Source organism: Caballeronia eucalypticola, from assembly GCF_047608185.1.
Lineage (GTDB): Bacteria > Pseudomonadota > Gammaproteobacteria > Burkholderiales > Burkholderiaceae > Caballeronia.
This window is the reverse complement of record NZ_JBLKRU010000010.1, coordinates 108,255-133,055: the sequence shown is the minus strand read 5'-3', so window position 1 is coordinate 133,055 and position 24,801 is coordinate 108,255. Positions and strand designations below refer to the sequence as shown.

Genomic DNA, 24,801 nt, shown 5'->3' with positions numbered 1-24,801 from the left:
CGACCGGGTGTGCCTTATTTGCAGCCGCTCACCATCGTCAGGAAAGCGCCGCGCGTGAGGCGGCTTGCGCTAATACGACCCGATTGCCGCCGAGCGACTTCGCGTTGTATAACGCCGCATCGGCCGCTGCCAGCAGGTCGGCAAGCGTGGGAGCTTCGGCACCGAGTTGTGCGAGCCCAATGCTGACCGTTGCTTGTATCGCGACGCCGTCAATCCTGTGCGGGATCGTCTCAGCGAATCGTTTAACGACAGTCTCGCCCACGTCTTTGGCGCGAAGGCTGTCATGGCGAGGAAGCAGCGCAGCGAACTCTTCTCCGCCGATGCGCGCAAGAATGGCATCCGGACCCACCACGCTCCGGGCAACGTCGCCAAATACTTTCAGTACCTCGTCACCCGTCTTATGACCGTATCGATCATTAATGGTCTTGAAAAGATCGAGATCGAATGCGAGGAGAGAGATCGGCCGACGTGGTTCTGCATCGAGGATCACGCGCGCGCCCTCTTCGAAAAACCATCGGCGATTGCCAAGACGGGTCAGGTAGTCCGTTTGAGAGTCTCGCAGAAGCTCGCCATGAGTCTCCTCGCGGATCAGCTTCAGCAGGGTCATCGGCAGAACAACCGAATACAGGACGCCCTCGTACATCGTAACGTTGCTGGCGACCGACACCACGTCTCGCCCGTACCGTGTCGCCAGCAACGGCAAGATGAACGCTCTGGCAGCATAAAGGAGCGTATGGATGCCCGTCACCAACACCGCGATGTGCCGCGATGGCATCAATTTCATGCCCTCGCATCCCAGCAGCTCGAAAGACGTCACGCCGCTGGCCAACGCGATCGGTATCGCGCTTGCGTAGTACCACACTGAGTCCGCCCAGCGCGCGCCGGCCACGGCCCATGTGAGCGCCAGCAAGATGAGCAAAGCGATGGAGCTGTTACGGTATTGCCGGCCGCTTAAGGATGCAACGCCTTGCAGGACCAATAGATAGCCGGTGACGATAACGAGGTTGCTCAAGGCGGAGCCCGTCGCACCGGGCAACTTGGTGCGAACCGTTACCGCCGCACATCCGATGGCAAGCGTGGCGTAGCCTGCTGCGAGTATTTTCAATTCCTTGCTGCGTCTGGGATGCGTTCGATGCTCCCAGAGCGTCATCCCGGAACTGGCGAAAAGTGTCCCGATGATGAGGAAATAGAGGGTCAGAAGGTCAAAGTGCATTGCTGTGGAGAAAGGCCTGCGCCGGTGCATCGCGGCGGCGATTCTACGCAAAAAATTTGGTAAAGGTTAATAGAACGGTTAACCGTTGAGGCAGGCCCTGGATGCACAAAGCGTAACGCCGAGAGGGTTTCGATTACCGCTGGGCATCGGCTCATTCGGCCGAGCACGGTTCGACAGCTTGCCGAAAAATGCCTGCTTGTTGACGAATCGCCCGTGACCTAAACGAAGTGCGTCGAATCGCAGGCTTTGAATCAAGCGCTGGATTTTCGGCAACCACTGTAGTTATCGGCCAATTGCGGAAATACTGAAGGCTTGCTGCGAAAAACATCGCTAAGGGCGTAGCGGCCGAGTAATCGGTTACGACGTCAACAGCTCTTCAAGGCGGTCGAATTCAAGGGGCTTCAATACGTAACCATTGAAGTCGCCGAGACTGACACCTTGCTCCAATCCAACATGCCCTGTCATCGCGACAATTTGAGAATCCCTTGAAGAGCCTTCGCGCCGTATGTCTGCGCAAACGTCTCGCCCATCTGCCTCTCCAAGCTGGATGTCCAGGAGGATCAAATCGAAAGTCGTGCTGCGCGCAAGGGCAATGGCTGCCTGACTATCGTACGCAACAGATGCTTCGTGTCCCAACGCCGCCGCGAGCGTGGCCAGCGCATCGGCCGAAGCAGGATTGTCGTCAACAAACAAGACGTTCAAGGCTTTACTCCCAGGTCTCAGTTTGGATTGTTCTCAGCCATATACGTTTGTGATTTCGTTTATTGGAGTGGCTGGAACGCGTGACTGATTACACTTGCTGCCGGCGAGCGACGCAGGTGCGATCGCCGTCAATTCTACCCGGCAACTCGAATCCTGCCACGGGAGCGAACGATGGTTCACGATGCGATACGCCCAACATGCCGAATTTCGACTGGAGCCAGTACCCGATCTTGCATTTCTTTTCGGCGCCGAAATTGCTTGATATCCGCACTTGGGATAACGGGTAGCGGCATTCCAGAAGATGCGCTACGCGCCTGACACGGAAGGTTTCTCCCGCATGAAGTGGCTCTCATAGCCGCGGAGGCAGCCCGTTTTGCGTTTGAACAGCGCGCGGAAATGTAGGCGTGACGATTTTCAACGACCGGGCCTAAAGGGTCGAATAATCTATTGAGCCGCTATGCGGCGGACCCCGTGCTTCTTATAGCTCACGCCGTTCACGAATGAGCTGACGCTGAACGCTGAGCGGCCGGTCCGTCGAACCGGCCATCTGCAAAAAACGCGTTTATTCTTAATTAAGGCGCTTCAACTGACCATCGTCGGCATACCAGTCGACCGTGACGCCGCTCGTGTTGACGGTCACGGCGCGCGGCTCGCTGAACTGATCGAACGACTCGATTCCGGTTTCACGTCCCACGCCGCTATTCTTGAAACCGCCCCAGGGCGAAGCCGGATCCAGCCGATGATGATCGTTGATCCACACCATGCCGAACACCAGTTTGCTCGCCACGCGATGTGCACGCGCTACGTCGAGCGTCCACACGGACGCCGCGAGACCGAACTGGGTATCGTTGGCAATGCGAAGCGCATCCGCTTCGTCCTTGAACGGCATGATCACCGTGACAGGACCAAACACCTCGCCCTGGCCGAGTTCCGATTTCGGATCGACATCGTAAAACGCGGTGGGTTGCAGGTAGAAACCTTCGCTCAAATGCGGGGGAATGCCGCCGCCCGCGAGCAATTTCGCGCCGTCCGCAATGCCGCGTTCCAGCATGCCGAGAATGCGCGTACGCGAACGCGCGGAAATAACCGGTCCCAATTGCGTGTTCAGATCGGCGGGATTCCCGACGCGAATCGCCTCGACCTTCGCGCGGAATTTCTCCAGGAATTTTTCGTAGATGGTCTCCTGCACCAGCAACCGCGCGCCGCATACGCAAGTCTGCCCTGCCCCGATAAACGCCGCGAACGCCGCGCCGTTCACCGCGCGATCGATATCCATGTCATCGAACAGGATCACCGCCCCCTTGCCGCCCAGTTCGAGCGTCGTCAGCGCGAAGGTCTGCGCGGCCGCTTCGCCAATTGAGCGGCCGACTTCGGTGCCGCCGGTAAACACGACTTTTGCAATCAGCGGATGGCGCCCGAGCGCCGCGCCCGCCTCCTTGCCCTCACCGTTGATCACATTCACCACGCCGTCAGGAACGCCCGCCTGCTGCAACAACGCGACGAGACGCACGGTCGTGAGCGGCGTTTGTTCCGATGCCTTGATCACGACGCTATTGCCCGTCGCGAGCGCGGGGGCGAGGCTCTTCGACAAGATCATCAACGGATGGTTGAACGATGTCATCAACGCACACACGCCGAGCGGCACGCGCTGCGTATAACAAAGATACGGGCCTTCGATAGGAATCACATCGCTGCGTCGCGTGAGCGCAAGCGCGGCGAAGTATCGGTAAAACTGCGGCAAGCGCGAAATCTGCGCGCGCGTTTCAACGATTGGGCGGCCGTTGTTGAGCGTCTCGAGCTTGTAGAAGTTCTCGAGGTCGGCTTCGAACAGATCGGCGAAACGGTTCAGCACGCGCGCGCGTTGCTGGAACGGCATGTCGCGCCAGACGCCGCTTTCAAACGCGTTGTGCGCGCATTGCACCGCGCGGTCGACGTCTTGCGCCGACGCCTTCGACAACGTGCCGATCGCGGCGCCATCGGCGGGATTGATAATGTCCATGATCTCGCCTGACGCGGCATCGATGAACTTTCCGTCGATGAACAATTGCGCGCTCAGGAACTGCTTATTCACTGCATCCATCTTGCTTTCTCCATTTACTTGAGCGGGGATACCCGCGTATCGGCGCCGACATTGAGGCGCGCGGGCGCGTCCGTCGGCTGAATATCTTCCAGGCGCTGGCCGGTCGGTTCCACACCGAGCCACGCCACCACCACGATCTGAATGGCAAGCAGGCCGATCATCAACGCAAGCACGCCGACCACGCCGTAATGTCCGAAGAGCGCGACGACAATGAACGGCGTGACGATGGTCGCACCTCGGCCGAGCGTGTTGCAGATACCCGATGCACGCAGGCGCACTTCAGTCGGAAACAACTCGGGCACATAGATCGCGAACAGCAACGCCACGAGCACATAAATAGGGATCACGAGCAGCAAGCCGACAACCGGCAACATGATCGGGTTGCTCACGAACGGATAGATCGCGCCGAAGATGATCGCCAGAACCGACGCGCCGATTATCGTCGGCTTGCGCCCCCATCTGTCAGCGGTCAATGCACCGATGCCCGAACCAATAGGCGCGCCGATAGACATCACCAGCGCATATCCAAACGACTTGGCAATGCTGAACCCCTGATGCACGAAGAACGTCGGCAGCCACGTAACAAATCCGTACAGCAAGGTGTTGATCACCACCAGCGTCACGCATCCAACGATCATGCGCGGCAGCATCGCGCCGGTAAACAGCGAGCCGAGCGCGCGCGATGGCGCAACGGAAGGCTTGGGCGATGGTGCCGGCAACGTGCCGCCATGTTCGGCCATCACCTCGGTTTCGACCTTCGAGAGGATTGCTTCGGCATCCTGATTTCGCCCGACCGACTCCAGCCAACGCGGCGATTCAGGCAACGATTTACGCGCATACCACACGCCGATTGCGCCGATTCCGCCCAGCACGAACATCGCCCGCCACCCCATTGCGGGGATCAGGAAGAGTCCGATCAAGCCCGCCACCGGCAATCCGGAAACGACGAATACGGCCATCAGTCCCTGCATTTTTCCACGCGATGCAGGCGGTGCGAACTCTGTCAGCGTCGAATAGCCGACGACATTTTCCGCGCCGAGCCCCAGGCCCATCACGAATCGAAACGCGATCAGCACCATCATGTTCGGCGCCAGCGCTGCGCCTAGCGACGCAATGCCGAAGACCATCAGGTTGGTTTGATAGGTGAAACGGCGGCCAAAACGATCACCCAGAAAACCGGTCGCGAGCGAGCCGATCATCATGCCGAGGAACGTCAGCGATACAAACAGCGCATTCTGGCCGAGCGTTGAAAAGCCGCTTTGCAGCGTGGCGCCAAGGACCGTCGACGCCACGTAGATATCGAAGCCATCGAAGAACATGCCGATCCCGATCAGCCACATGATGCGCTTGTGAAAACCCGATACCGGCAGCCGGTCCAGGCGTGCGCCTGCATTCACATTCATTTCCGTCTCCTGCAAACCATCGAGGGTTTGTCGTAATACATGACCGGTTACTTCGATGCCATCAGACGCAACGCCGATACCGTCAGCGTTTCAGTCGCGCATCGGAAGTTGTGTTCGAGCGAGCTTTCCTCGGCGTTCTGGAAGAAGGACTTGCACTGGCGCGCGCCGGCGTCGTCGAGTGCGAGGATCCGGTCCGTGAGCGCATCAGCTTCCGCTTGCAGCGTGTCGGGCGCGCAGACGCGCGTCACAAGACCGGCATTGAGTGCGGCGTCGGGCGTGATCGGATCGCCGAAAAGAACCATCGGGAACACGTGCTTGGGGAGTGCGTACCGGCCGAGATACGCCATGATCGCGGCGGGCGGCAAGCCCTTGCGCATCTCGGGAAAGGCCAGTTTCGCGCCGCCGGAAACCAGCGTGAAGTCGCAAAGAATGGCGAGGCCGAAGCCGAAACCGAGCGCATCGCCCTGTACTTCGGCGATCGAAATCATCGGCGATGCTCGCAATAGCCGCTTCAATTCGATCAGCCGCGATACCTCTCGATGGATCGACGCCGCGTCGGTTCCGGCGCGCTCGCGCCCTGTGCAAAACACATCGCCGCGTGCTCGAATGCGCAGCACACGGGCTGCGGGCAGCGTTGCTTCGCTACGCAGCGCAGCGATCATGGCGTCGAACATGGGCCCGGTGACTTCGTTGCCGGCAGCCGTATTGTTCAGCGTAAACGTTAAAACTTCGCCCAATCGATCGATCACGACCGGGTCCGGCAAGCGCGCGTGGTCCAAGCAGCCTCCTGTTGTATAATCACCCTGTATAAGCTGTATACAGCGTATTCATCGAACAACGGAAAGTCAATGGTCCCTGCAATGAAACTCGCCAACGCGGACAATCCCGCCAATGTGCCCGAGCAAGCGCTCGAAGCGATCGGCCGCAAATATCACTCGAAAATGCGCATGATCGACGCGTCCGGCGACTCGCTGAGCGATGGCGTAGTGGTGCCTGCGTTGCGCGAAGCGATCGTGGAAGGCGTGCTGGCGCCGGGAAGCCGGCTGTCGGAGGTACAGGTCGCGAAGCAGCTGAACGTCAGCCGCACGCCCATGCGCGAGGCGTTTGCGCAGCTTGAACGCGAGGGTCTGGTGACGGTTGTCGCGCGCGTCGGGGCGTTTGTGCGGTCGGTGACGCTGCGCGACGTGGCGGAGATTTATACGGTGCGCGCCGCGCTTGAGTGCCTCGCGGTTCAGCTTTGCGCGGAAAATATCACGACGCTCGGGCGCGCCCAGCTGGAAGACGTGATCGGCGAGATGCGCGCTAATGTCAGCGCCAATGACCCTGCGGCCTACGTCGATGCGCTCGACCGTTTCTATTCGATCGTGATGACCTTAGCCGATAACCGCACGCTTCAGGTCACGCACGCGAGCCTGATGGGTCCGGTACGCCGCCTGCGACGAATCGCGATGGCGCGTGGCGGCCGGATGCTTGCGTCGTTTGAACAAGCCGTGAAGATCAAGGACGCAATTTCCACTGGCGATAAATGCGTGCAAGACCTGATGCGCGAACAATTGCGCGGCGCGTGCGAAGCGGCGACGGCAGTATTGAAGGAAACGGATGGCTGAACATTTCTCGCAACGCTTGGCGCATTCGCGGGTTCCCTTATGGGTCGCCGCTGCGCGCCTTATTTTCCAGGTAAGCGGAGAGCGCGTTCAGCTTCCAGGGCGTCTGCACAGTCCGCTCGCAATCACACGATCACACCATCACACGATCACAGCCGCCGCAATCCAGTTCCTTAATGCGCCGATGCCGACTTGCGCCGCAATTGGCCTACCGATAACCACACGGCGGAGACAAGGAAATAGATCGCGCCGACCCCTGCATATCCGGCCACTTTGATAATTGCAGGCGGCACCGATGCATGGGCCTGCGCGATAAAAAACACGCCCGCAAGCGCCGACTGCCCGCCGCTCAAAATCATTGCCCATTGCGCACCAAAACGCTTCCAGCGACGAACGGCGGTGGCAAGCTGAAGTAATCCGGACAGCACGGCCCAGACTCCGAATACATCGAGGACCAGGCTTGTGTCAGCGTTCAATACAACAATCACCGCAACCGCTATCGCTGCGCTAACGAAGACGTTAAAAGCTTGGGTAAGGTTCTTGCGCATCCCGCCGCTACGCGACATGTCGACGTAGTTGGCCGCCGCATCCCATAAGGGATAGACGATGAGCAGTGCTGCTCCGATCATCGTGGCATGCTGCCCGATAGTGAACGCGAGCGCGACCCACACGACAGAAAACGCCGCACGGGCAAAATAGTATTGCTTGAGCCACCGCTCATCTTGAACGCGGGTGGTGTCAGTTGAATGAGTAGCCATTGAAACTCCTTTGAGATTGTGTCGACCGCGTCTGGACAGTGATAGGGATGATGGCATTCGATCTTCCTTGACGGCATCGGTCAAATGACCGATCCGCTTCAGGACGTTGGGTGAAACGCCGCTGCCAAAGCTCTGAGCGAAGCAGCGCCCGAGCGGGGAATGCGCATTGCTGTAGCGACGGTATCCGCCACTTTTCCCTGGAGCATCCCATGGCCGCAACTGTTGGCGACTTCCTCGTCGATCGTCTCTATTCGTGGGGCGTACGCCGCATCTTTGGTTACCCCGGGGACGGCATCAACGGCGTGTTCGGCGCACTTAATCGCGCTGATGGAAAAATTGAATTTATCCAGGCCCGTCATGAAGAAATGGCAGCATTCATGGCAGCGGCGCACGCAAAATTTACAGGCGAGCTCGGCGTCTGTATTGCGACGTCAGGACCTGGCGCGTCTCACTTGATCACGGGCCTTTACGACGCACGAATGGATCACATGCCAGTGCTGGCAATCGTAGGCCAGCAAGCCCGCGCGTCGCTTGGCGGGCACTACCAGCAGGAACTGGATCTCGCATCTTTATTCAAGGACGTGGCCGGCGCATTCGTGCAGCAAGCGAGCGTTCCTTCGCAGGTCCGCCACCTTGTCGATCGCGCCGTGCGCGTGGCACTTGCCGAGCGTACCGTCACCGCGCTCATCCTTCCAAACGATTTGCAGGATCTCGAGTACGAGGCGCCCGCTCGAAAGCATGGAACAGTGCATTCAGGCGTGGGCTACCGTGCCCCGAAGACGATCCCCTATGCCGACGACTTGCAACAAGCGGCGGATGTACTCAACGCGGGCAAGAAGGTGGCGATTCTCGTCGGTGCGGGTGCATTGAAAGCGACCGATGAAGTGATCGCCGTAGCGGACAAACTCGGGGCCGGCGTCGCCAAGGCGCTCTTGGGCAAAGCCGTGCTTCCGGACGATCTGCCGTGGGTCACGGGTTCCATCGGACTGCTTGGTACCAAGCCGAGTTATGAGTTGATGACTCATTGCGACACGCTGCTCATGATCGGCTCGGGCTTTCCCTATGCAGAGTTCTTGCCGAAAGAAGGCGCGGCGCGTGGCGTTCAGATCGATCTCAAAGCCGATATGCTGAGCCTGCGTTATCCCATGGAAGTGAACCTCGTGGGCGACAATGCTGAGACCCTGCGTGCCTTATTGCCGCTTCTTGAAGAAAAGCAGGACCGCGGCTGGCGCAAGACGATTGAAGGCTGGACCGCGGACTGGTGGCAAACGCTCGACCGGCGAGCACACGAAGCGGCCAAAGGCGGCGTCAATCCGCAGCGCACCGTGTGGGAGCTTTCGCCGCGCATACCTTCCAATGCGATTGTCACGAGCGATTCGGGCTCGTGCGCCAACTGGTATGCACGCGACCTGAAGGTCCAGCGCGGCATGATGTGTTCGTTATCGGGCGGACTTGCATCGATGGGCGCTGCTGTCCCCTACGCCATCGCGGCGAAATTTGCGCATCCGGAGCGGCCCGTGATCGCCATCGTTGGCGACGGCGCCATGCAGATGAATAACATGGCCGAACTGATCACCGTGGCGAAATACTGGAAGCAATGGGCGAATCCGCGCTGGATTTGCATGGTGCTGAACAACGAGGACCTGAATCAGGTGACGTGGGAACAGCGCGTCATGGAAGGCGACCCAAAGTTCGAGGCATCTCAGGCCATTCCATCTGTCGCGTATCACAAGTTTGCCGAGCTGATCGGCTTGAAAGGAATTTTCGTAGACGACGCCGACAAGATGGGCACCGCCTGGGACGAGGCGCTCGCCTCGGATTGCCCTGTCGTCATCGAAGTGAAGACCGATCCGAACGTGGCCCCTTTGCCGCCGCATATCACGCTCGCGCAGGCCAAGGCATTCGCATCGACATTGATGAAGGGCGACCCGGACCAGGGCAACGTGATCATCGATACCGCCAAGCAGGTTCTAGGCGCAGTGCTTCCCGGTCATAAAAACCGGCCATAAAAACCAATAGCACTCCGCGCCCGGCAAACCATCCGGGCACGTGACCCCGTCGTGGGGTTACGTGCCTAAGCCCTAGCCGCCGGTTTTTGTCACGCGCCAGACGGTATTGCCCACGTCGTCGGCAATGATGAGCGCGCCGCCTTTGTCCTGCGCCAGCCCGACCGGTGCGCCGTGCAATTCTTTTTCGTCATCGGACGCGAAGCCGGTGACGACAGGCTTTGGTGCACCCACAGGCTTGCCATTCTCGAACGCGACATAAGTGACCGCATAACCGCTTAACGGCGAACGATTCCAGCTGCCGTGTTCACCGATGAAAGCCCCGCCTCGATACTGCGCCGGCAGGTCGCTACCGGTATAGAACAGCAGCCCGAGCGGTGCGACGTGGGACCCAATGGCATAGTCCGGCTTGATCGCCTTGGCGACCAGGTCGGGGCGCTGCGGCTGGACCCGCCGGTCTACGTGCTGGCCGTAGTAACTGTACGGCCAGCCGTAAAAACCACCGTCTTTCACCGAGGTCAGATAGTCCGGCACCAGATCCGCGCCGATCTCGTCGCGTTCATTCGCTACTGCCCAAAGCTGTCCCGTTTTCGGCTCCCATTGCAGCCCGGTCGGGTTGCGTATCCCGGCCGCAAAAATGCGGCTGGCGCCGGTCGCAACATCGACTTCCAGTACGTTTGCGCGCCGGTATTCGACGTCGAGACCATTCTCGGTGACATTGCTGTTCGAGCCCACGCCAACATACAGCTTCTTGCCGTCGGGGCTCGCGAGCAGCGCCTTGGTCCAGTGATGGTTGACCTTGTCCGGAAGGTCGGCAAGTTCAACGCCGGGAGACGACATGCTGGTCTCGCCAGATTTGTACGGATACTTAAGTATTACGTCCGTGTCGGCCACGTAAAGCGTGTCGCCAATCAGCTGCATGCCAAACGGCGAATGCAAGTGATCGATGAACACATGTTTGTCCCATTCTCCACTGCCGTCAGTGCGCTTGCGCAGCAACGTGATGCGATTGCCGCCCTTCCCTTTTTTGCCCGAGCGCCCTGTTACCAGCCCGGCAATCAACTGCTTCGGCGAGGTAACAGGCTCCGCATCCGGGCTGTTCGATTCAGCCACCAGGATGTCGCCATTGGGGAGACAGTAGACCTGGCGCGGATGTTCGAGTCCGGAGGCAATGCTCTGGATCTTCAGGCCGTCCGCAACCTTAGGCGTTTCTCCGTTCTGCCAACCGACATACTTCGGAACTTGCATTGGCGGCGTGAAGAAGCTCTTCGCGCTCGGCAAGGGCGGATTGGCTCCGGCCTGCGCCATATCGTTATATTCGGCCCGTTCACTGCATCCGCTAATCAAGGTGGCGCCGGTGATCGCGATAACGCTGCACAAGATGACCTTATTCACGAGCCGCCTCCTTGAAACGGAACTTATCGAATGCGAGCGCAATGTGTCCAACGCTGAGTAGTACCACCGTGATCACCGAGAGAATCACGCTCTCCGGAACTATTCCGTACGCATCACGGCTATGAACAAATGCGTTAAGAATTGCCGCGACGATGCCCAGCAGGTTCAACCAGAAGTCGAGCCTCTCTATGCGCGTTACCGAGTAGCGCGGTCCAATCCAGACGTGGCCAAGATTGATCAGCCGTGGGACGATCGCAAAGAAAAGTCCTACGGTAACGAGCCACGCCGCCCCCTTCGCCCAGAAAACATTGTCAGTGTTTGCGTAAAGAATGTCGAAGATCAGGGTGCCTACGAAGAGACCGGAAGGGATCGGGTTGAGCAGATCGAACACCGCCGTGGCCCATCTTGACCGGTATCTCGGGCTGGTTGGAGTCATGGGAAAGTCCTCTTTTAAAGACTTCAGGCGAATGCAGTTAGCGGCAATCTTTCTAGTCAGCTGCCACGCCCTTCTGTTGCGCAAGCTTCTGTGCCATCTGATAGTGCTTCTGGATCGTCGGGAGTGCCTTCTGCGCGGCCTGCTTCAGGTCGGCGTTCTGCCCATCCGACACTTCCTTCTGAAACGCGTCCACCGCTTGCTTGTGGCCTTCCAGCCCAACCTTGCTGATGTAAGCGTTGTCAAAATCCTTGCCCTTCAGCGGCTTGAGCGAGTCGAGCAATGCTGTGTCGGAATTGTCCTTCGGTACGACCACGCCCTTGGGCGCCGCCATCTTCAGCTGCACCGTCAACTTGGTATGGTCCATCATCATATGACGGGCAAACGACTTGACGTCCTTGTCGCTGGACCGGGTCATGGCAAGCTTGCTCGCGTCAATTTCGGTCGACGAGGAACTCGACGCCGCTTGAACAAAGGCTTTATCGGCGTCCGAAAGAGGATTGGCCGCTGTGGTCGAAGCCGCTTCAGTAGCGTTTTGGGCTTGAGCCAAGGGCTCCCCTACGATCAGGCAGCTGGCAAGCAGCGCGGCTAATGGTGTTGTCTTCATTTACTTCTCCAGAATCGGTTATCAGGATCTCGTACGCTGGAGTTGCAGCAACTGCCGTTCCACACGCTGTGCATTCGCGTTGAGCGTGGCGACCTCAACCCTTCAATGGGCAAAAAGCGTAACCGAGGTGGCAAGCCGCAACGGTGCCTGTCCCTTTTGGTAATAAGCGTCGAACTCGTGGCCTACGATGTGTTGCTGTCCCTCGGCTTCGTCGAATGCGGTGAATGCAACGATGGCAACCTCTCTCGTATGCACGTCATCTCTTAACGCGAGCGCCGCTTGATAGCCGTCGAATTCCGGCATGGAGATATCCATGATGATCACATGCGGGTTGAATTGCGCGGCGACGGGCTGCCGCGGCAATCGGGCCGAGACAAATAAGGCCGCATCCTCCTCAAGCTCCAAGTGCGCCCAAAGACCCTAGCGGGCCCGACATCGCACCGGCGATGACCGTTCCAAGTGACCACGTCCCAATGCAGACAGTGACCAAGCCCATCATGCGACTGCCAGCTGCTCGAGCCGAAGCATCGCTTTTGCGACACCGCCGGCAATCCAGAGCTCCTTGAAGCCAGACGCCGCGAAGAGCGGTGCTGTCGCCGGTCGATCCATATTCTTGTCTCAATGCCAGTGAGAACACAGACGGTTGCTAAGCGGATCGTTGCCTCTCGCACCGCTCGCAAATCATCGGGGCTGGGGCATATCAATTGCTTCGACAAACTCCGCACTTGATATGCGGGCACTTCTTGATGTGCCCCGCCTTTGATCTAGAAGCAATTGAGATATCTCCATACGCGGACGGTGCGGCATTTGCGGCACAAACTGGCGCGGCCGGTCTCACCCCGCCAGCGCATGGTCGGGCTGCTTCGGTAATCGAACACGGAAAATCGCAAACTTACCCTTGCGGGGATAACCGTTGGAAAAATTGAGTTCATGCAGATGGGAATCCGCAATGTACAAGTAGCCGTTTTGTATGGCAAACCCGTCGGCCCACGAAAGCTGTGGATGCTTATCCACGAACGTACTTTGGGTAAGTGCCGGTTTGCCGTCTCGCTCGATCACATTGAACGCGACCACGGTACGATTCTCAAGGTCCCCACCGTATAACACTCCCGCTCCGCTCATGATCAGCCCTCCAGTCAGCGCGCCGTCTCCGAGGAACTGCGTGCGTTGGGAAAGGTCTTTCGCAGACAGCGATTTGTCGATCAGTGCAGCTGTGGGGATGCGCCAATAATGGTGGTCCGTCAGGGGCCGATAGTAGACCCACTCGCGATCTGGAGAAATCGCGATGCCGTCGGTTTGCAGTGTAAGCACACCGCCGTCGAGCTTGCGCGCAATACGGTCGCCGAACATCAGGTGCTGCGCCGGGTCCGACACGCTCGACCGGTCTCCGGCGAGCAAAAGACGCGATTCACCGCTTTTCAGGTCTGTGACTACGATGCCGCCCGCATTGCCTGCGTTGCTGATGTAGGCATAGCCGTGCTTGAGGTCGATGCGAATGTCGTTGAGCGAATCCTTAGGTGTGGCGACATGTTCGTAGTCGAACTGGCGGACGACCTTGCGCGTGGCGAGATCGAATTCGACCAGCTTGGGTGGTTGACGACTCTGGTCCACCGACGGCAAAGACGAATCCAGTGCCCACACGTGGTCCTGTTCATCGACCCATAGCGCCTGCACCGAAATCCATTGATGCGCGCCATCTTCATCAGGTTTGAAGTCGTTCCAGCTTTCGTCGGGAAAGGGTGTAAGGGCACCGGTTGCCGGATCGACTTCGACCATGCTATAGCGGGAACGCTTGACCGATGCCGGCGCGGTGGCGAAGACGCGTCCGTGCCTGGAAACCCCTATACCGACGAGCCGGAAGTCGTCGCCGAAGGTGGCGACGGTTTCGAGACGCGGAGTATGACTGGCGGATGCCCGGATCGAAGACAAGGCGGCGCTTGCCGCAGTGCCCATGAAGAGGGTGCCGAGGAATCCAGCGCCAATGGATGCGAGGACCAGCCGCCGCATCCGCCTTGGGGAATAGTCTTGCGTCATTAGCTATTTTCCTTACGATCTCGATCAAGCGTGTTCGAGCAGGCAACCTTTGAGCGCGCTGAAACGCGTGGGCTTATTATTTTTATATGTAATTCCTCAACGTTTTATGACTCATGGTAGGCACGCGGCAAAGGCCTGTCAATGGAGTCGCACCTTTGACGAGATTAGTTTCCTGTCCTTAACAACCTTAAAAAAATCATGGTTCTCCAAGGCACGTCGATTGCTAAAGGATTGATCCATCCCACTCGACAATGCCGCCCGGAGTTACCCGATGTCACATTCCCGCCGCCACGTTTGCGTCCCTTTGTCCTCAGCTATGACCAAGCTGAGTTGAGATGCCGCTCGCCGGGGTGGCATCTCAGGTGCCCGTGAGCGATGGCGCACCGCTCAATTATTTCATCCACGCGGCCGGGCCTGCCGCCGGACCCACGCTCCGGCTCGACTGGATTTTCACGGCAATCTGCGTGGCGGTGTGCGTGATTGTCGGCGGCTTGCTGAGCGCCGCTATCCTGCGGCGGCGTCCCGACGCCCCTTTGCAGCAACTCGCTCACGGCGCGAACGGATTGCGCTGGATCGTGATCGGCGTAGGTGTCTCCGTACCCGTGCTGATTGCCATGCTGGTCTATGCGCTAGTCACGCTTGACCAGGTCGCATCACCGGCGGAAACACCTGCGCTGACGATCACGGTGACCGCCTACGATTGGTGGTGGAAAGTAACCTATGACGATGCGCCCGATGCTTCCGCGCGTTTCGTCACCGCTAACGAAATCCATATCCCCACCGGCGAGCCCGTGCGGTTCAAGCTCAAAAGCGCCGACGTGATCCACACGTTCTGGGTACCCAGGCTTGCCGGCAAGACCCAGGCGATTCCTGGCCAGACCAACGAGCAATGGCTACAAGCCGATGCCCCGGGCGTGTATCGCGGGCAATGTTCGCAGTTTTGCGGTGCACAGCATGCGCACATGGCGTTTGAAGTAATCGCCGAGAGCCGCGCCGATTTCGCCGCATGGAGCGCACAACAGGCGCAACAAGCGCGCGTACCGGACATGCAGGCCGATGCCGCGGTGACCGCAGGCAAAACCCTCTTCCTCGATAAATGCGCGGGCTGTCATGCGATCCGCGGCACGGACGCACAAGGCGCGCAGGCGCCGGATCTGACACACCTGAACTCACGCCGGCTGATTGCGGCCGGAACGCTTTCAAACACCGTACAGAATCAGCTCACGTGGATCACGGAAGCCCAGCGCATCAAGCCCGACTCGTTGATGCCCTCCATTGCGTTGAAACGCGACGAGGCGGCGAGTTTGTCCGCGTATCTCGCGACACTCAAATAGTCATCGAGGAGCGACGCTTCATGAGCCACCTGCCTGCCGACGCCCGTGTTCCAGAGAGCGGCCGCGTGCCCTTCGGAAGCGCCCGGCAAAAGCGCCTCGCGGAGATTTGGGAAGCACCACCGGGCTGGCGAGGATGGCTGTCGACGGTCGATCACAAGAGCATCGGCCTGCGGTACCTGGTGACCGCCTTCGTGTTCCTGCTGATGGGCGGCGTGGAAGCGTTGATTATGCGTGTGCAACTCGCGCGCCCCGACGCCACCGTGCTCACACCCGAGCAATACAGCCAGCTATTCACCATGCACGGCGTGACGATGATCTTCCTCTACGCGCTGCCCGTGCTGTCCGGATTTTCCAATTATTTGTGGCCACTCATTCTTGGCGCGCGCGACATGGCGTTCCCGCGCCTCAATGCGCTTTCGTACTGGCTGTTCCTGTTCGCCGGCATCTTCCTGTATTCGAGTTTTCCGTTTGGACAGGCACCCAACGCGGGCTGGTTCAACTACGTGCCGCTCTCAGGGCTCGAATACAACACCGGGCCGAACATTGATGTCTACGCGCTCGGCATGGTCTTGCTCGGCGCGTCGACCACCGTGGGCTCGGCGAACTTCGTGGTTACGCTTATCCGCATGCGCGCGCCGGGCATGTCGATAGACCGCGTGCCCGTGCTCGTATGGGGGACGCTCACGGCATCCGGCGGCAACCTGCTCGCGGTACCCGCGGTGAGCCTTGCGTTTTTCCTGCTCTGGCTCGACCGCCAGTTCGGCACGCATTTCTTCGATGTGCTTAACGGCGGCCGGCCGCTGCTCTGGCAACATCTGTTCTGGATGTTCGCCCATCCGTGGGTCTATGCCGTCGTCCTGCCTGCCATGGGCATTGTTTCGGATGCGCTGCCCGTCTTTTGCCGCCGGCCTCTTGTTGGCTACACGCCGGTCGCGCTGTCGACGGTCGCCACCATGGTGATCGGTTTCATCGTGTGGATTCATCACATGTTCGCGACCGGCATTCCCGCGCTGGCGCTTGCGTTCTTCGGCTCCGCAAGCATGGTGATCGCGATCCCCAGTGCGGTCGCCACCTTCGCATGGATCGCGACGATCTGGACCGGCCGTCCCGTGTTCAAAGTGCCCTTTCTTTATTTCGCGGGTTTTGTGTTGCTGTTCGTGATTGGTGGAGTGTCGGGTGTGATGACGGCGGCCGTGCCGCTGGACTGGCAACTCAACGATACTTATTTCGTCGTCGCGCACCTGCATTACGTGCTGCTCGGGATCAACGTGTTTCCGGTGATCGGCGGCGTGGTTTTCTGGTTTCCCAAATTCACCGGTCGCCTGATGAGCGAGCGCTTCGGCAAGCTCACGTTCTGGGTCTTGTTCATCGGCTTCAACCTCGCCTTCTTTCCGATGCACATAGCGGGGCTGCTCGGCATGCCGCGGCGCATCTATACGTATTCCGGCGACATGGGCTGGAACACGGTCAATATGATCACGTCGATAGGCTCGTTCGTGTTCGCGGCCGGCGTGCTGATGTTTCTCGCGGACCTCGTATGGAGCTACAAGCGTGGCCCCGTAGCCGGTGACAATCCGTGGGATGCCCCAACGCTTGAATGGTCCGTTTCGTCACCGCCGCCCCCCTACAACTTCGCGACCATTCCGGTCGTGGAAAGCGGGCATCCGCTGTGGGAGGAGCGGCTCTTTCTCGACGATCGATCGCGGCCGCGAACGCAACTCGACGAAGGTTTGATTCTTGATCACGGTCGCGAAGCGCTGGCCACCCGCGCGCTGGATGGACGTCCCGACGCCATTCTCAAGATGCCCGGCGACTCGTACGCGCCGTTCCTGCTCGGCTTGTTCTCCACGCTGATCTTTGCCGCGATGCTGCTGCACGTGTGGTGGCTCGCGCTGGCGATGCTGGCGGGTTTCGCCATCTCGCTAGCCGCGTGGATGTGGCCTGAAGCGCCGCTTCGACAACGTGAACCCGGTCAACCTGGAGGAGAGACGCTTGGCTGATGTCATCGACATGGAGTGTCCCTTGCCGGTTGGCGGTCAAGGACGCAACGCGGGCGGTTGGTGGGGCATGTGGACGCTGATCGGGACCGAGGCCGCGCTGTTTGCTTACCTGATCTTCAGCTACCTTTACCTGCACTCGCAAGGCAGCGGCAAGTGGCCGCCCGACGGTTTGCCGAAGATGGGACCCGCGCTATTCAACACGTGCGTGTTACTGGCCAGCAGCGTGTTTGTCGTGTTGTCGGAGCGTGCGGTCAAGCGGGAGCGACGCAACGTGGCGGTCCTGTGGATGAGCGTGGCGATCGTGCTGGGGGTGCTCTTCGTCGGCGTACAACTCAAGGAGTGGCACGACCATCCGTACGGACCGTCGGCGCACCTCTATGGCTCGCTCTATTTCACCATCACGGGTTTCCACATGCTGCATGTGGTCGCCGGACTCGTCGTACTAATCCTGTTGCTCGCCTGGACCGCACTCGGTTATTTCGATGATCGCCGTCATACCGTCCTGAGCATCGGCGGCATGTACTGGCATTTCGTGGATATCGTCTGGCTGTTTATTTTTACGACGCTTTATATCAGCCCTTACGTTCTCTAGGAGACACGCCGTGCCGGCACGCCGCGAACGCATCCTGGATGCCCTGCAGCAGCTCTACGCGCTACTCGGTGCACCGCTCGCGTGGATCGTGCAGATCTGCACGTGCGAAGCGCTCGCGGCGCAGGCTTGTTACCCGGCCCAAAATCCGCTCGCGTATCCGGACCTGCATGCGCTGAACGCTTACATTGGCGCGGTGAGCCTGCTATGTCTGGCGGTCGCACTGGGCGGCCTCACAGCCGCGTGGCGGGGCTGGCGGGGTCTGCCTCAGGGTGGTAGAGGCACTGACCCTGACCGCCGGGCTGCGAGGTTCCTGTTTCGCGTCGCCATCCTGTCGAGTCCGATGTTCGTTCTCGGACTGCTCGTGACCGCCATGGCAGCGTTGATCGTCTCGCCATGCAAACCGTGGTGATGCCGATGAAACGCGCCGCCGCCCTGCTCGCTTGCCTCGTCTTATTGACAGAGAACGCACACGCACAGACTGTCGATCAAACCCTGATCGCACGCGGCGAATACCTCGCACGCGCCGGCGATTGCGCCGGTTGCCATACCGCACCTCAAGGCGGCGCACCGTTCGCGGGCGGCTTAGGCATGGCGTCGCCGTTCGGCACGATTGTCAGCAGCAACATCACCCCCGACAAGCAATATGGAATTGGCGACTACACCTACGCAGACTTCGCCCGGACTCTGCGCAAAGGGGTCGCGCGCGGCGGCAAGCACTTGTATCCAGCGATGCCATACCCCTCCTTTTCGAAGATCGATGACAACGACATGCAAGCGCTCTACGTCTACTTCATGCATGGCGTACAACCGGTCTCGAAAGCGCCGCCGCCCACCCGCCTGCCGTTTCCTTTTAACCAGCGCTGGGCGCTCGCGTTCTGGAACCTCGCCTTCGCACCGGACGAAACGTATGCAACGCATCCGGAGCATGACGCCCAATGGAACCGCGGTGCTTATCTCGTGCAGTCGCTTGGGCACTGCGGCGCATGCCACACGCCGCGCGGTCCCGCGTTTGAGGAACGCGGTTATACGGAGTCGTCGGAGAAATATCTGACTGGCGGCGTGAACGATCACTGGTTCGCGCCGAACCTGACTGGCGACACCGGCTCGGGTCTCGGCCGCGTGCACGAGACGGAAATCGCGGCGTTCCTCAAGTCGGGGCATGGCGGCGGACTGGTTACGTTCGGCAGCATGGTCCGGGTGGTGGAAGACAGCACGCAATACATGAACGACGACGATCTCAACGCAATCGCCCATTACCTGAAGAGCTTGCCGCCTCAGCGAGCATCGGGCGCTTACGTGCCGCAATCCCTCGCGGCACGCCAGACTTCCGCCTCCGCGCGCACGGGCAACATCGAACGTCCCGGCGCGGGTATTTATCTTTCGTTTTGCGCGAAGTGCCATGGTGCGGAGGGCGAAGGCAAGCCGCAAAAATATCCGAAACTCGCGGGCAATTCTGCCGTGCTGGGCGCCGATACCACCTCGTTAATGCGCTTGATGGTCGAAGGCGGCAATTCCCCCGACACACAACAAGGGCCACCGCGCGAGAACATGCCAGCCTACGCCGGCAAGCTGACCAACACGGAAATCGCGCAGGTGCTGACGTTCATCCGGACGACGTGGGGCAACAACGCATTACCCGTTACAACACGCGACGTAAGCCAACTAAGAGCCGATATTCACAAGTAGCGGCTGCGGTCCGGCCTCAGCGGGTCCTCGCAGGCTTCCGCATTTTTGCACTGCAAAATAGAAATTCGAAGAGGGGCCAGCCAATCGGCGTAATATTTTCAAAAATATAGCGTCATTAATCGGAAGGATAGACACCATGCGCACCATGAAAGCGATTGAGGTGAAACAGGCCGGCGGGCCGCTCGAACTGGTCGAGCGCGATATACCCGAACCGGGCGAAGGCCATGTGCTCATCAAGATCCAGGCCTGCGGCATCTGTCACAGCGACGTCCTGACGAAAGATGGCTTGTGGCCGGGTCTGCAATACCCACGGGTGCCTGGACATGAAATCGCGGGAGTGATCGATTCGCTGGGTGCGGGCGTCGAAGGTTGGCAGGCCGGCCAGCGCGTAGGGGTCGGCTGGCACGGCGGACACTGCGGCAAGTGTGAACCTTGCCGCCGGGGTGACTTCGTGGCGTGCCAGCGCGCACAGGTGCCCGGCATCAGCTACGACGGCGGCTACGCCGAGTACATGGTCGCGCCGGTCGAAGCATTGGCGCGTATTCCAGACGATCTGTCCGATGTCGACGCCGCGCCCCTGCTATGCGCCGGCATTACGACTTTCAACGCGTTGCGCAACAGCGGTGCGCGCCGGCGACGTGGCCGCGATCCTCGGCATCGGCGGCCTCGGCCATCTTGGCGTGCAATTCGCGCAGAAAATGGGCTTTCGCACCGTTGCCATCGCCCGCGGCCAGGACAAGGCGGCGCTGGCGAAGCAGCTCGGCGCGCATCACTATATCGACAGCAAGGTTGAAAACGTGGCCGGGGCACTGCAGGCGCTCGGAGGCGCCCGCGTGATTCTCGCGACCGTCACGAGCGGCAAGGCAATGAGCGCCGCGGCCGGTGGCCTGGGTCTCAATGGCAAGCTCATCATGGTCGGAATTTCCGAGGAGCCTGTTGAAGTGCCCGTCGCACAATTCATCATGGGGCGCAATTCGGTGCAGGGCTGGCCGTCGGGCACGTCAGCCGATTCACAGGACACGCTGGCTTTCAGCGCGCTCGCCGGTATCAAACCAATGATCGAAGAGTTCCCGCTCGCCCGTGCGGCCGAAGCGTATGACCGCATGATGAGCGGCGCCGCGCGCTTCAGGGTGGTGCTGAAGACCGGCTAGGCGAAGTGAGGGCGCTGCCCGGGCAACGGACCGATCACGTGGATTCTCCGCAGTGACCTTCGCTATATCTCGCCATATATTTCGAGCGATCCCGACGTTCACCACGCGGTCCGGATACGCCTTCATTAACGCGCCAATTTTCGAGGTCGATGTTGCGTCGGCAACCACGACGATGATGTCCTGGCCCGCCTCGGTCAGACGCCCGCAACGCTTGCTTCAATTGATCTTCGTCCGGGAACTTGTGATGCCATGCCTTCAAGTTTCTTGTTGTTTCGCTCGAAAGCCAATGAAAAACGCAAGTAATCGGGGAAACACCGACGCTGGCTTTCAGGTCGGTGGGTTGAGGCACAATACGCGGGTCGACGCAGCGCGTGTCTCAGGCGGCTTCGCAGGGAAAGCTGACATGGATCAGCGGACTAGAACAGAAAAAATCTTCGAGATGGTGCAGGCCATGAAACTGGTGAAGTTATGGGAGCTTTCCAGTGAATTGGGCGTCTCGATGCCCAAGATCCGCAAGGACGTCGATGAATTGCAGAAAGGCGGCCGCGTCGAGCATGTGCATGGCAACGTGCGTCTGGCGTCACGCCAGCCCAAGGCACTGCTCGACGCCTATAACACCGGGAACGCCGGGATACTTCCGACCAGTGAAGAAAAGGCGCGAATCGGCCGCAAGGCGGCGGGGTTCATATCGAACGGTGACTCGGTCATTCTCGACTGCGGCGCCACGACCACGGAGCTGGCGAGGACTTTGTCGGAGCGGCAGAACCTGCGCATTGTCACGACCGCGCTCAACATCGCCATCATCCTCGGCGGCGAGCCGACGAACCGGGTCATGCTCACGGACGGCATTTTCAAGGCCGAGACCATTGCGGTATCGGGCGAGAAAAGCGTCGGCGTTTTTTGAAGGCATGTTCGTCGACAAACTGTTTCTCGCCGCCGGCGGTGTCTCGATAGAAGCGGGTATTTCATACCCGGACTTCATCGACCTGCATGTGAAGCGCGCGATGATCGACGCGGCCAAGTCTGTTTATTTGCTCGCTGATTCAAAGAATTCGGCAAGCGTGAGTTCGCTACGTTCGGCGCTATCGAGAAGATCGATCACCTGATCACCGATACCGGGCTGGAACAGAAATACGTCGACTGGGTGACGGGAAACGGGATCGAGATTATTTATGCCTGAGACTGATTCTCGTCGCGATAGCCTCGGTCTCGTGAATGAAAGCCATTATTGAAATTCATCCGTCTCGTTCAAGCTCCTTGAGCTCAACGCTGCCTGTAACGCGTACACGCATTAGCGTGGCGCGTTAATCGTCCGGGTTCGTCATTTCGGACACGATGGAACCATGATTAATGATCGCCACGAGCGAGATGCCCCCAATCATGTTGCCGAGCAAGGTGGGCAGAAAAAATCCACGCAGGTAATCCAATACGCTTGCAGCGCCCACCATCACGCTGTAACTCGCTTCCACCGAGCCCGCAATGATATGCGACAGCTTGCTCATCCCGACTATATAAGTGATCAAAAGAATCGTCACGAGCCGAGCTGAACGCGCACTTGGCAGCAACCAGACCATCAACGCGATCAGCCAACCGGCGAACACCGCACGCACTGCTGTCACCATGAAGCTGCCCGAATAGGGTTGCCGCGCTAAAGCTCCTAGCGCCTTGACGACCTCATCGGAAAAGACACCCGGGATCTGGAGCATGGCCGCGAATATCAATGTGCCGGCGACGTTCCCGAGCAGCACAAGTACCCAAAGCCGCCCTGTTTTCGCAACGGTTTTCACGTCGCGATGCGTCAGGATCGGGAGGACAGCGCTTAACGTGCTTTCCGTGAAAAGCTGTTGCTGCCCAAGAATGACAATGACAAACCCGACCGTGTAGCCAAATGACGCGACGAGCGGCCGCCAGGATGTATCGGGTAACGAACTTTCAATAATGGCCTGCGCCAAGAACGAAAATCCCATTGACAGACCGGCGGCCAGCGCGGACATGATGAGCGCACCGGCCGTTCGCTCCATCGCGGCTTCGCCCTCCTCCCTGACCACTTCATGAATAACAAGGGCACGCGGGGAAGTATGTTGAGCCGCCTGTTTCTGTTCTCCGTCATCGAGATGAGGGGAGCTGGCGCCAGCGTTGGGACCGGGCATGATTTGCATTCCTTGGGAAAATGATTCGTCACCAGGCGTCGATATTTCCCGTTGGACTTATGCACGTCCTCGCACGATAAATGCCTGCACCCTAACGCTGACGCCTTGGGTGTTGTCGACATAGTTCGTCTCCTGGTGGCACACCGATTGCACTAACTTCTCCGCGTCCCTTTTACTTCCCTTGGCTCAAGCCGCGTTCCTTGAACTGAATCCGCATCCCTCGTGTGTCGCGCTAACTCACGGCTGAACCTACTACTGCATATTTGGAGACCGTTATGTCGAACTCATTTACCGAAGACGATATCCGTACCAAGGCCTACGAATTGTGGCAACAAGCAGGTTGTCCCGACGGCGGCGCCGAAATTTATTGGGCCCAGGCTCAAACGATTTTGGGCGGCGGAGAAAACGCGTTTCCGTCCGGTTCTCCCGCGAGTTTTGATTCGTCTGAGGAGCGCCCGGTTAAAAATGATGCGGCGAGTGAAACCCCTCGTTAGCGCTCATCCTCGCCATCGTGAAGGGTTGACCCCAGGGCCAATGTGAACCTATCCCCTCCGAAGATCGGAATCCTGACGCACATAAAAATCCGATTCGCGGGCGCCCTCGAAGCATTCACCTACAGATGGCCGGCACGCCGACGCGCGACGAGACCGCGTCGGCCTGATGTCGACAGTGTGCGCATAATCTCCGGCCTTCACGCCCCCTTCGCACTGCGCTTGCGCTTAGCTGGACCCAGTTCAACCCAGGTTGGCGCGTGATCGCTGGCGTGCGCTTGTCCACGCACCCATTTGCTGACGTCGGCGGCTTTCAGGCGTGCCGCTATATCGGGGCTCAATAACAAGTGATCGATCCGTAGACCGGAGTTGGTTTGCCAATGCTGCCGAAAATAATCCCAGAAGGTATAGACCCGTTCGTCGCCGTAGACATGCCGAAGCGCATCGGTCCAGCCCTGGCTCAACAGGCGCTCGAAACATTCGCGGCTTTCCGGCTGCAGCAACGCATCCTTTAACCAGGAGCGCGGATTGTAGATGTCTTCATCGGTAGGAACGACGTTGAAATCGCCTGCGAGGATGACGGGATGTTTGCTCTCGAGCAACGCTGCCGAATACTCGATCAGCCGCTCGAACCACGCGAGTTTGTACTCAAATTTTGGACCCGGCTGCGGATTGCCATTCGGCAAATAGAGGCAACCAATGACCATGCCGTCGATGGCCGCTTCAATGTAGCGGCTTTGTTTATCGTTTTTATCGCCGGGCAAGCCTCTGCGGCTTTCGAGCGGATCAGCGCCCTTCTGCAGTATCGCGACGCCATTCCATGAAGTCTGGCCGTGCCAGATTGCACCGTACCCTGCCTCATTGATTTCCTTCACAGGAAATCCGGCGTCCGCCGCCTTGAGTTCCTGCAGGCAAACTACGTCGGGCTTTTCCTTAGCCAGCCATTCCAGCAATCCGGATAGCCGCGAACGAATCCCGTTGACGTTGAAGGTCGCTATTTTCATTTGCCTAAGCTTCCCGGAAGAAATTGCAAGGTCCCGGCCTCCCAGCAAAAAACGTGCTGCGCCGATTCCAGACGCAACTCGACCAAAACGGGAGCCTTTAACTTAAAGGAAAATACAGAAAATAACCGCCATTTTCTTTAAGGCGTTAGGATAGTCAA

At 59.2% G+C, this 24,801-nt stretch carries 23 protein-coding genes and 1 pseudogene; 11 read left to right on the top strand and 13 right to left on the bottom strand.

The annotated features are described in order from the left end of the window. Window positions 1-37: 37 nt before the first annotated feature. The 5 genes from ACMX25_RS14355 to ACMX25_RS14335 all read right to left on the bottom strand — a co-directional run bounded on the left by ACMX25_RS14355 (window position 38) and on the right by ACMX25_RS14335 (window position 6,177). Window positions 38-1,213, bottom strand: coding sequence for a GGDEF domain-containing protein (locus ACMX25_RS14355; RefSeq protein ID WP_414950607.1), 1,176 nt, complete (start codon window positions 1,211-1,213; stop codon window positions 38-40). A 357-nt stretch (window positions 1,214-1,570) separates the two neighbouring features. Next, complete coding sequence (locus tag ACMX25_RS14350; protein ID WP_414950606.1) at window positions 1,571-1,906, bottom strand: response regulator; 336 nt, start codon at window positions 1,904-1,906, stop codon at window positions 1,571-1,573. 577 nt (window positions 1,907-2,483) lie between these two features. Then, window positions 2,484-3,995, bottom strand: a complete 1,512-nt coding sequence (locus ACMX25_RS14345; RefSeq protein ID WP_414950605.1) for an aldehyde dehydrogenase — start codon at window positions 3,993-3,995, stop codon at window positions 2,484-2,486. Window positions 3,996-4,009: 14 nt separating this feature from the next. After that, window positions 4,010-5,398, bottom strand: a complete 1,389-nt coding sequence (locus ACMX25_RS14340; protein ID WP_414950604.1) for an MFS transporter — start codon at window positions 5,396-5,398, stop codon at window positions 4,010-4,012. A 47-nt stretch (window positions 5,399-5,445) separates the two neighbouring features. Then, window positions 5,446-6,177, bottom strand: coding sequence for an enoyl-CoA hydratase/isomerase family protein (locus ACMX25_RS14335; RefSeq protein WP_414950603.1), 732 nt, complete (start codon window positions 6,175-6,177; stop codon window positions 5,446-5,448). A gap of 69 nt (window positions 6,178-6,246) precedes the next feature. On the opposite strand from ACMX25_RS14335, the gene ACMX25_RS14330 reads away from it, so the two are divergent. Beyond that, window positions 6,247-7,005 carry a GntR family transcriptional regulator gene (locus ACMX25_RS14330; RefSeq protein ID WP_414950602.1) on the top strand — a complete coding sequence of 253 codons (759 nt, stop codon included), beginning with the start codon at window positions 6,247-6,249 and terminating at the stop codon, window positions 7,003-7,005. A gap of 170 nt (window positions 7,006-7,175) precedes the next feature. Here ACMX25_RS14330 and ACMX25_RS14325 read toward each other — a convergent pair whose 3' ends face one another. Then, on the bottom strand, window positions 7,176-7,760 hold the full coding sequence (locus ACMX25_RS14325) for a DUF308 domain-containing protein (RefSeq protein WP_414950601.1): 585 nt from the start codon (window positions 7,758-7,760) through the stop codon (window positions 7,176-7,178). A gap of 209 nt (window positions 7,761-7,969) precedes the next feature. Between ACMX25_RS14325 and ACMX25_RS14320 the strand changes: the two genes are divergently transcribed. Then, window positions 7,970-9,769 (top strand): thiamine pyrophosphate-requiring protein, encoded by a 1,800-nt coding sequence (locus tag ACMX25_RS14320; RefSeq protein ID WP_414950600.1) that lies wholly within the window; start codon window positions 7,970-7,972, stop codon window positions 9,767-9,769. Window positions 9,770-9,841: 72 nt separating this feature from the next. Here the strand turns inward: ACMX25_RS14320 and ACMX25_RS14315 are convergent, their stop codons facing one another. The 5 genes from ACMX25_RS14315 to ACMX25_RS14295 form a co-directional block, all read right to left on the bottom strand. Further along, window positions 9,842-11,074: a PQQ-dependent sugar dehydrogenase gene (locus tag ACMX25_RS14315; protein ID WP_414950694.1), complete on the bottom strand. Its 1,233-nt coding sequence runs from the start codon at window positions 11,072-11,074 to the stop codon at window positions 9,842-9,844. Between the two features lie 79 nt (window positions 11,075-11,153). Next, window positions 11,154-11,597, bottom strand: a complete 444-nt coding sequence (locus ACMX25_RS14310) for a DUF2231 domain-containing protein (protein WP_414950599.1) — start codon at window positions 11,595-11,597, stop codon at window positions 11,154-11,156. Between the two features lie 52 nt (window positions 11,598-11,649). Beyond that, window positions 11,650-12,201, bottom strand: a complete 552-nt coding sequence (locus ACMX25_RS14305; protein ID WP_414950598.1) for a DUF4142 domain-containing protein — start codon at window positions 12,199-12,201, stop codon at window positions 11,650-11,652. Between the two features lie 102 nt (window positions 12,202-12,303). Further along, window positions 12,304-12,606 carry a response regulator gene (locus ACMX25_RS14300; protein ID WP_414950597.1) on the bottom strand — a complete coding sequence of 101 codons (303 nt, stop codon included), beginning with the start codon at window positions 12,604-12,606 and terminating at the stop codon, window positions 12,304-12,306. A 429-nt stretch (window positions 12,607-13,035) separates the two neighbouring features. Then, a complete protein-coding gene (locus ACMX25_RS14295; protein ID WP_414950596.1) occupies window positions 13,036-14,235 on the bottom strand; it encodes an L-dopachrome tautomerase-related protein in 1,200 nt (399 codons plus the stop codon). A 335-nt stretch (window positions 14,236-14,570) separates the two neighbouring features. Here ACMX25_RS14295 and coxB point away from each other — a divergent pair, with 335 nt between their 5' ends. The 8 genes and pseudogenes from coxB to ACMX25_RS14255 all read left to right on the top strand — a co-directional run bounded on the left by coxB (window position 14,571) and on the right by ACMX25_RS14255 (window position 22,104). Beyond that, a complete protein-coding gene (gene coxB / locus ACMX25_RS14290; protein ID WP_414950595.1) occupies window positions 14,571-15,569 on the top strand; it encodes a cytochrome c oxidase subunit II in 999 nt (332 codons plus the stop codon). Between the two features lie 20 nt (window positions 15,570-15,589). Further along, complete coding sequence (ctaD, locus tag ACMX25_RS14285; protein WP_414950594.1) at window positions 15,590-17,569, top strand: cytochrome c oxidase subunit I; 1,980 nt, start codon at window positions 15,590-15,592, stop codon at window positions 17,567-17,569. A 10-nt stretch (window positions 17,570-17,579) separates the two neighbouring features. Continuing rightward, complete coding sequence (locus ACMX25_RS14280) at window positions 17,580-18,161, top strand: cytochrome c oxidase subunit 3 (RefSeq protein ID WP_414950693.1); 582 nt, start codon at window positions 17,580-17,582, stop codon at window positions 18,159-18,161. Between the two features lie 10 nt (window positions 18,162-18,171). Further along, window positions 18,172-18,570 carry a hypothetical protein gene (locus ACMX25_RS14275; protein WP_414950593.1) on the top strand — a complete coding sequence of 133 codons (399 nt, stop codon included), beginning with the start codon at window positions 18,172-18,174 and terminating at the stop codon, window positions 18,568-18,570. A 5-nt stretch (window positions 18,571-18,575) separates the two neighbouring features. Continuing rightward, a complete protein-coding gene (locus ACMX25_RS14270) occupies window positions 18,576-19,847 on the top strand; it encodes a c-type cytochrome (RefSeq protein WP_414950592.1) in 1,272 nt (423 codons plus the stop codon). Window positions 19,848-19,983: 136 nt separating this feature from the next. Further along, window positions 19,984-20,998, top strand: a pseudogene (locus ACMX25_RS14265) (alcohol dehydrogenase). 403 nt (window positions 20,999-21,401) lie between these two features. Further along, complete coding sequence (locus ACMX25_RS14260) at window positions 21,402-21,902, top strand: DeoR family transcriptional regulator (RefSeq protein ID WP_414950591.1); 501 nt, start codon at window positions 21,402-21,404, stop codon at window positions 21,900-21,902. Between the two features lie 4 nt (window positions 21,903-21,906). Next, window positions 21,907-22,104, top strand: coding sequence for a hypothetical protein (locus ACMX25_RS14255; protein WP_414950590.1), 198 nt, complete (start codon window positions 21,907-21,909; stop codon window positions 22,102-22,104). Between the two features lie 198 nt (window positions 22,105-22,302). Here the strand turns inward: ACMX25_RS14255 and ACMX25_RS14250 are convergent, their stop codons facing one another. Further along, window positions 22,303-23,148, bottom strand: coding sequence for a formate/nitrite transporter family protein (locus ACMX25_RS14250; RefSeq protein WP_414950589.1), 846 nt, complete (start codon window positions 23,146-23,148; stop codon window positions 22,303-22,305). Window positions 23,149-23,423: 275 nt separating this feature from the next. On the opposite strand from ACMX25_RS14250, the gene ACMX25_RS14245 reads away from it, so the two are divergent. Then, on the top strand, window positions 23,424-23,642 hold the full coding sequence (locus tag ACMX25_RS14245; protein ID WP_414950588.1) for a DUF2934 domain-containing protein: 219 nt from the start codon (window positions 23,424-23,426) through the stop codon (window positions 23,640-23,642). Window positions 23,643-23,839: 197 nt separating this feature from the next. Here the strand turns inward: ACMX25_RS14245 and xth are convergent, their stop codons facing one another. Further along, window positions 23,840-24,643, bottom strand: a complete 804-nt coding sequence (xth, locus tag ACMX25_RS14240; protein ID WP_414950587.1) for an exodeoxyribonuclease III — start codon at window positions 24,641-24,643, stop codon at window positions 23,840-23,842. Window positions 24,644-24,801 lie beyond the last annotated feature (158 nt).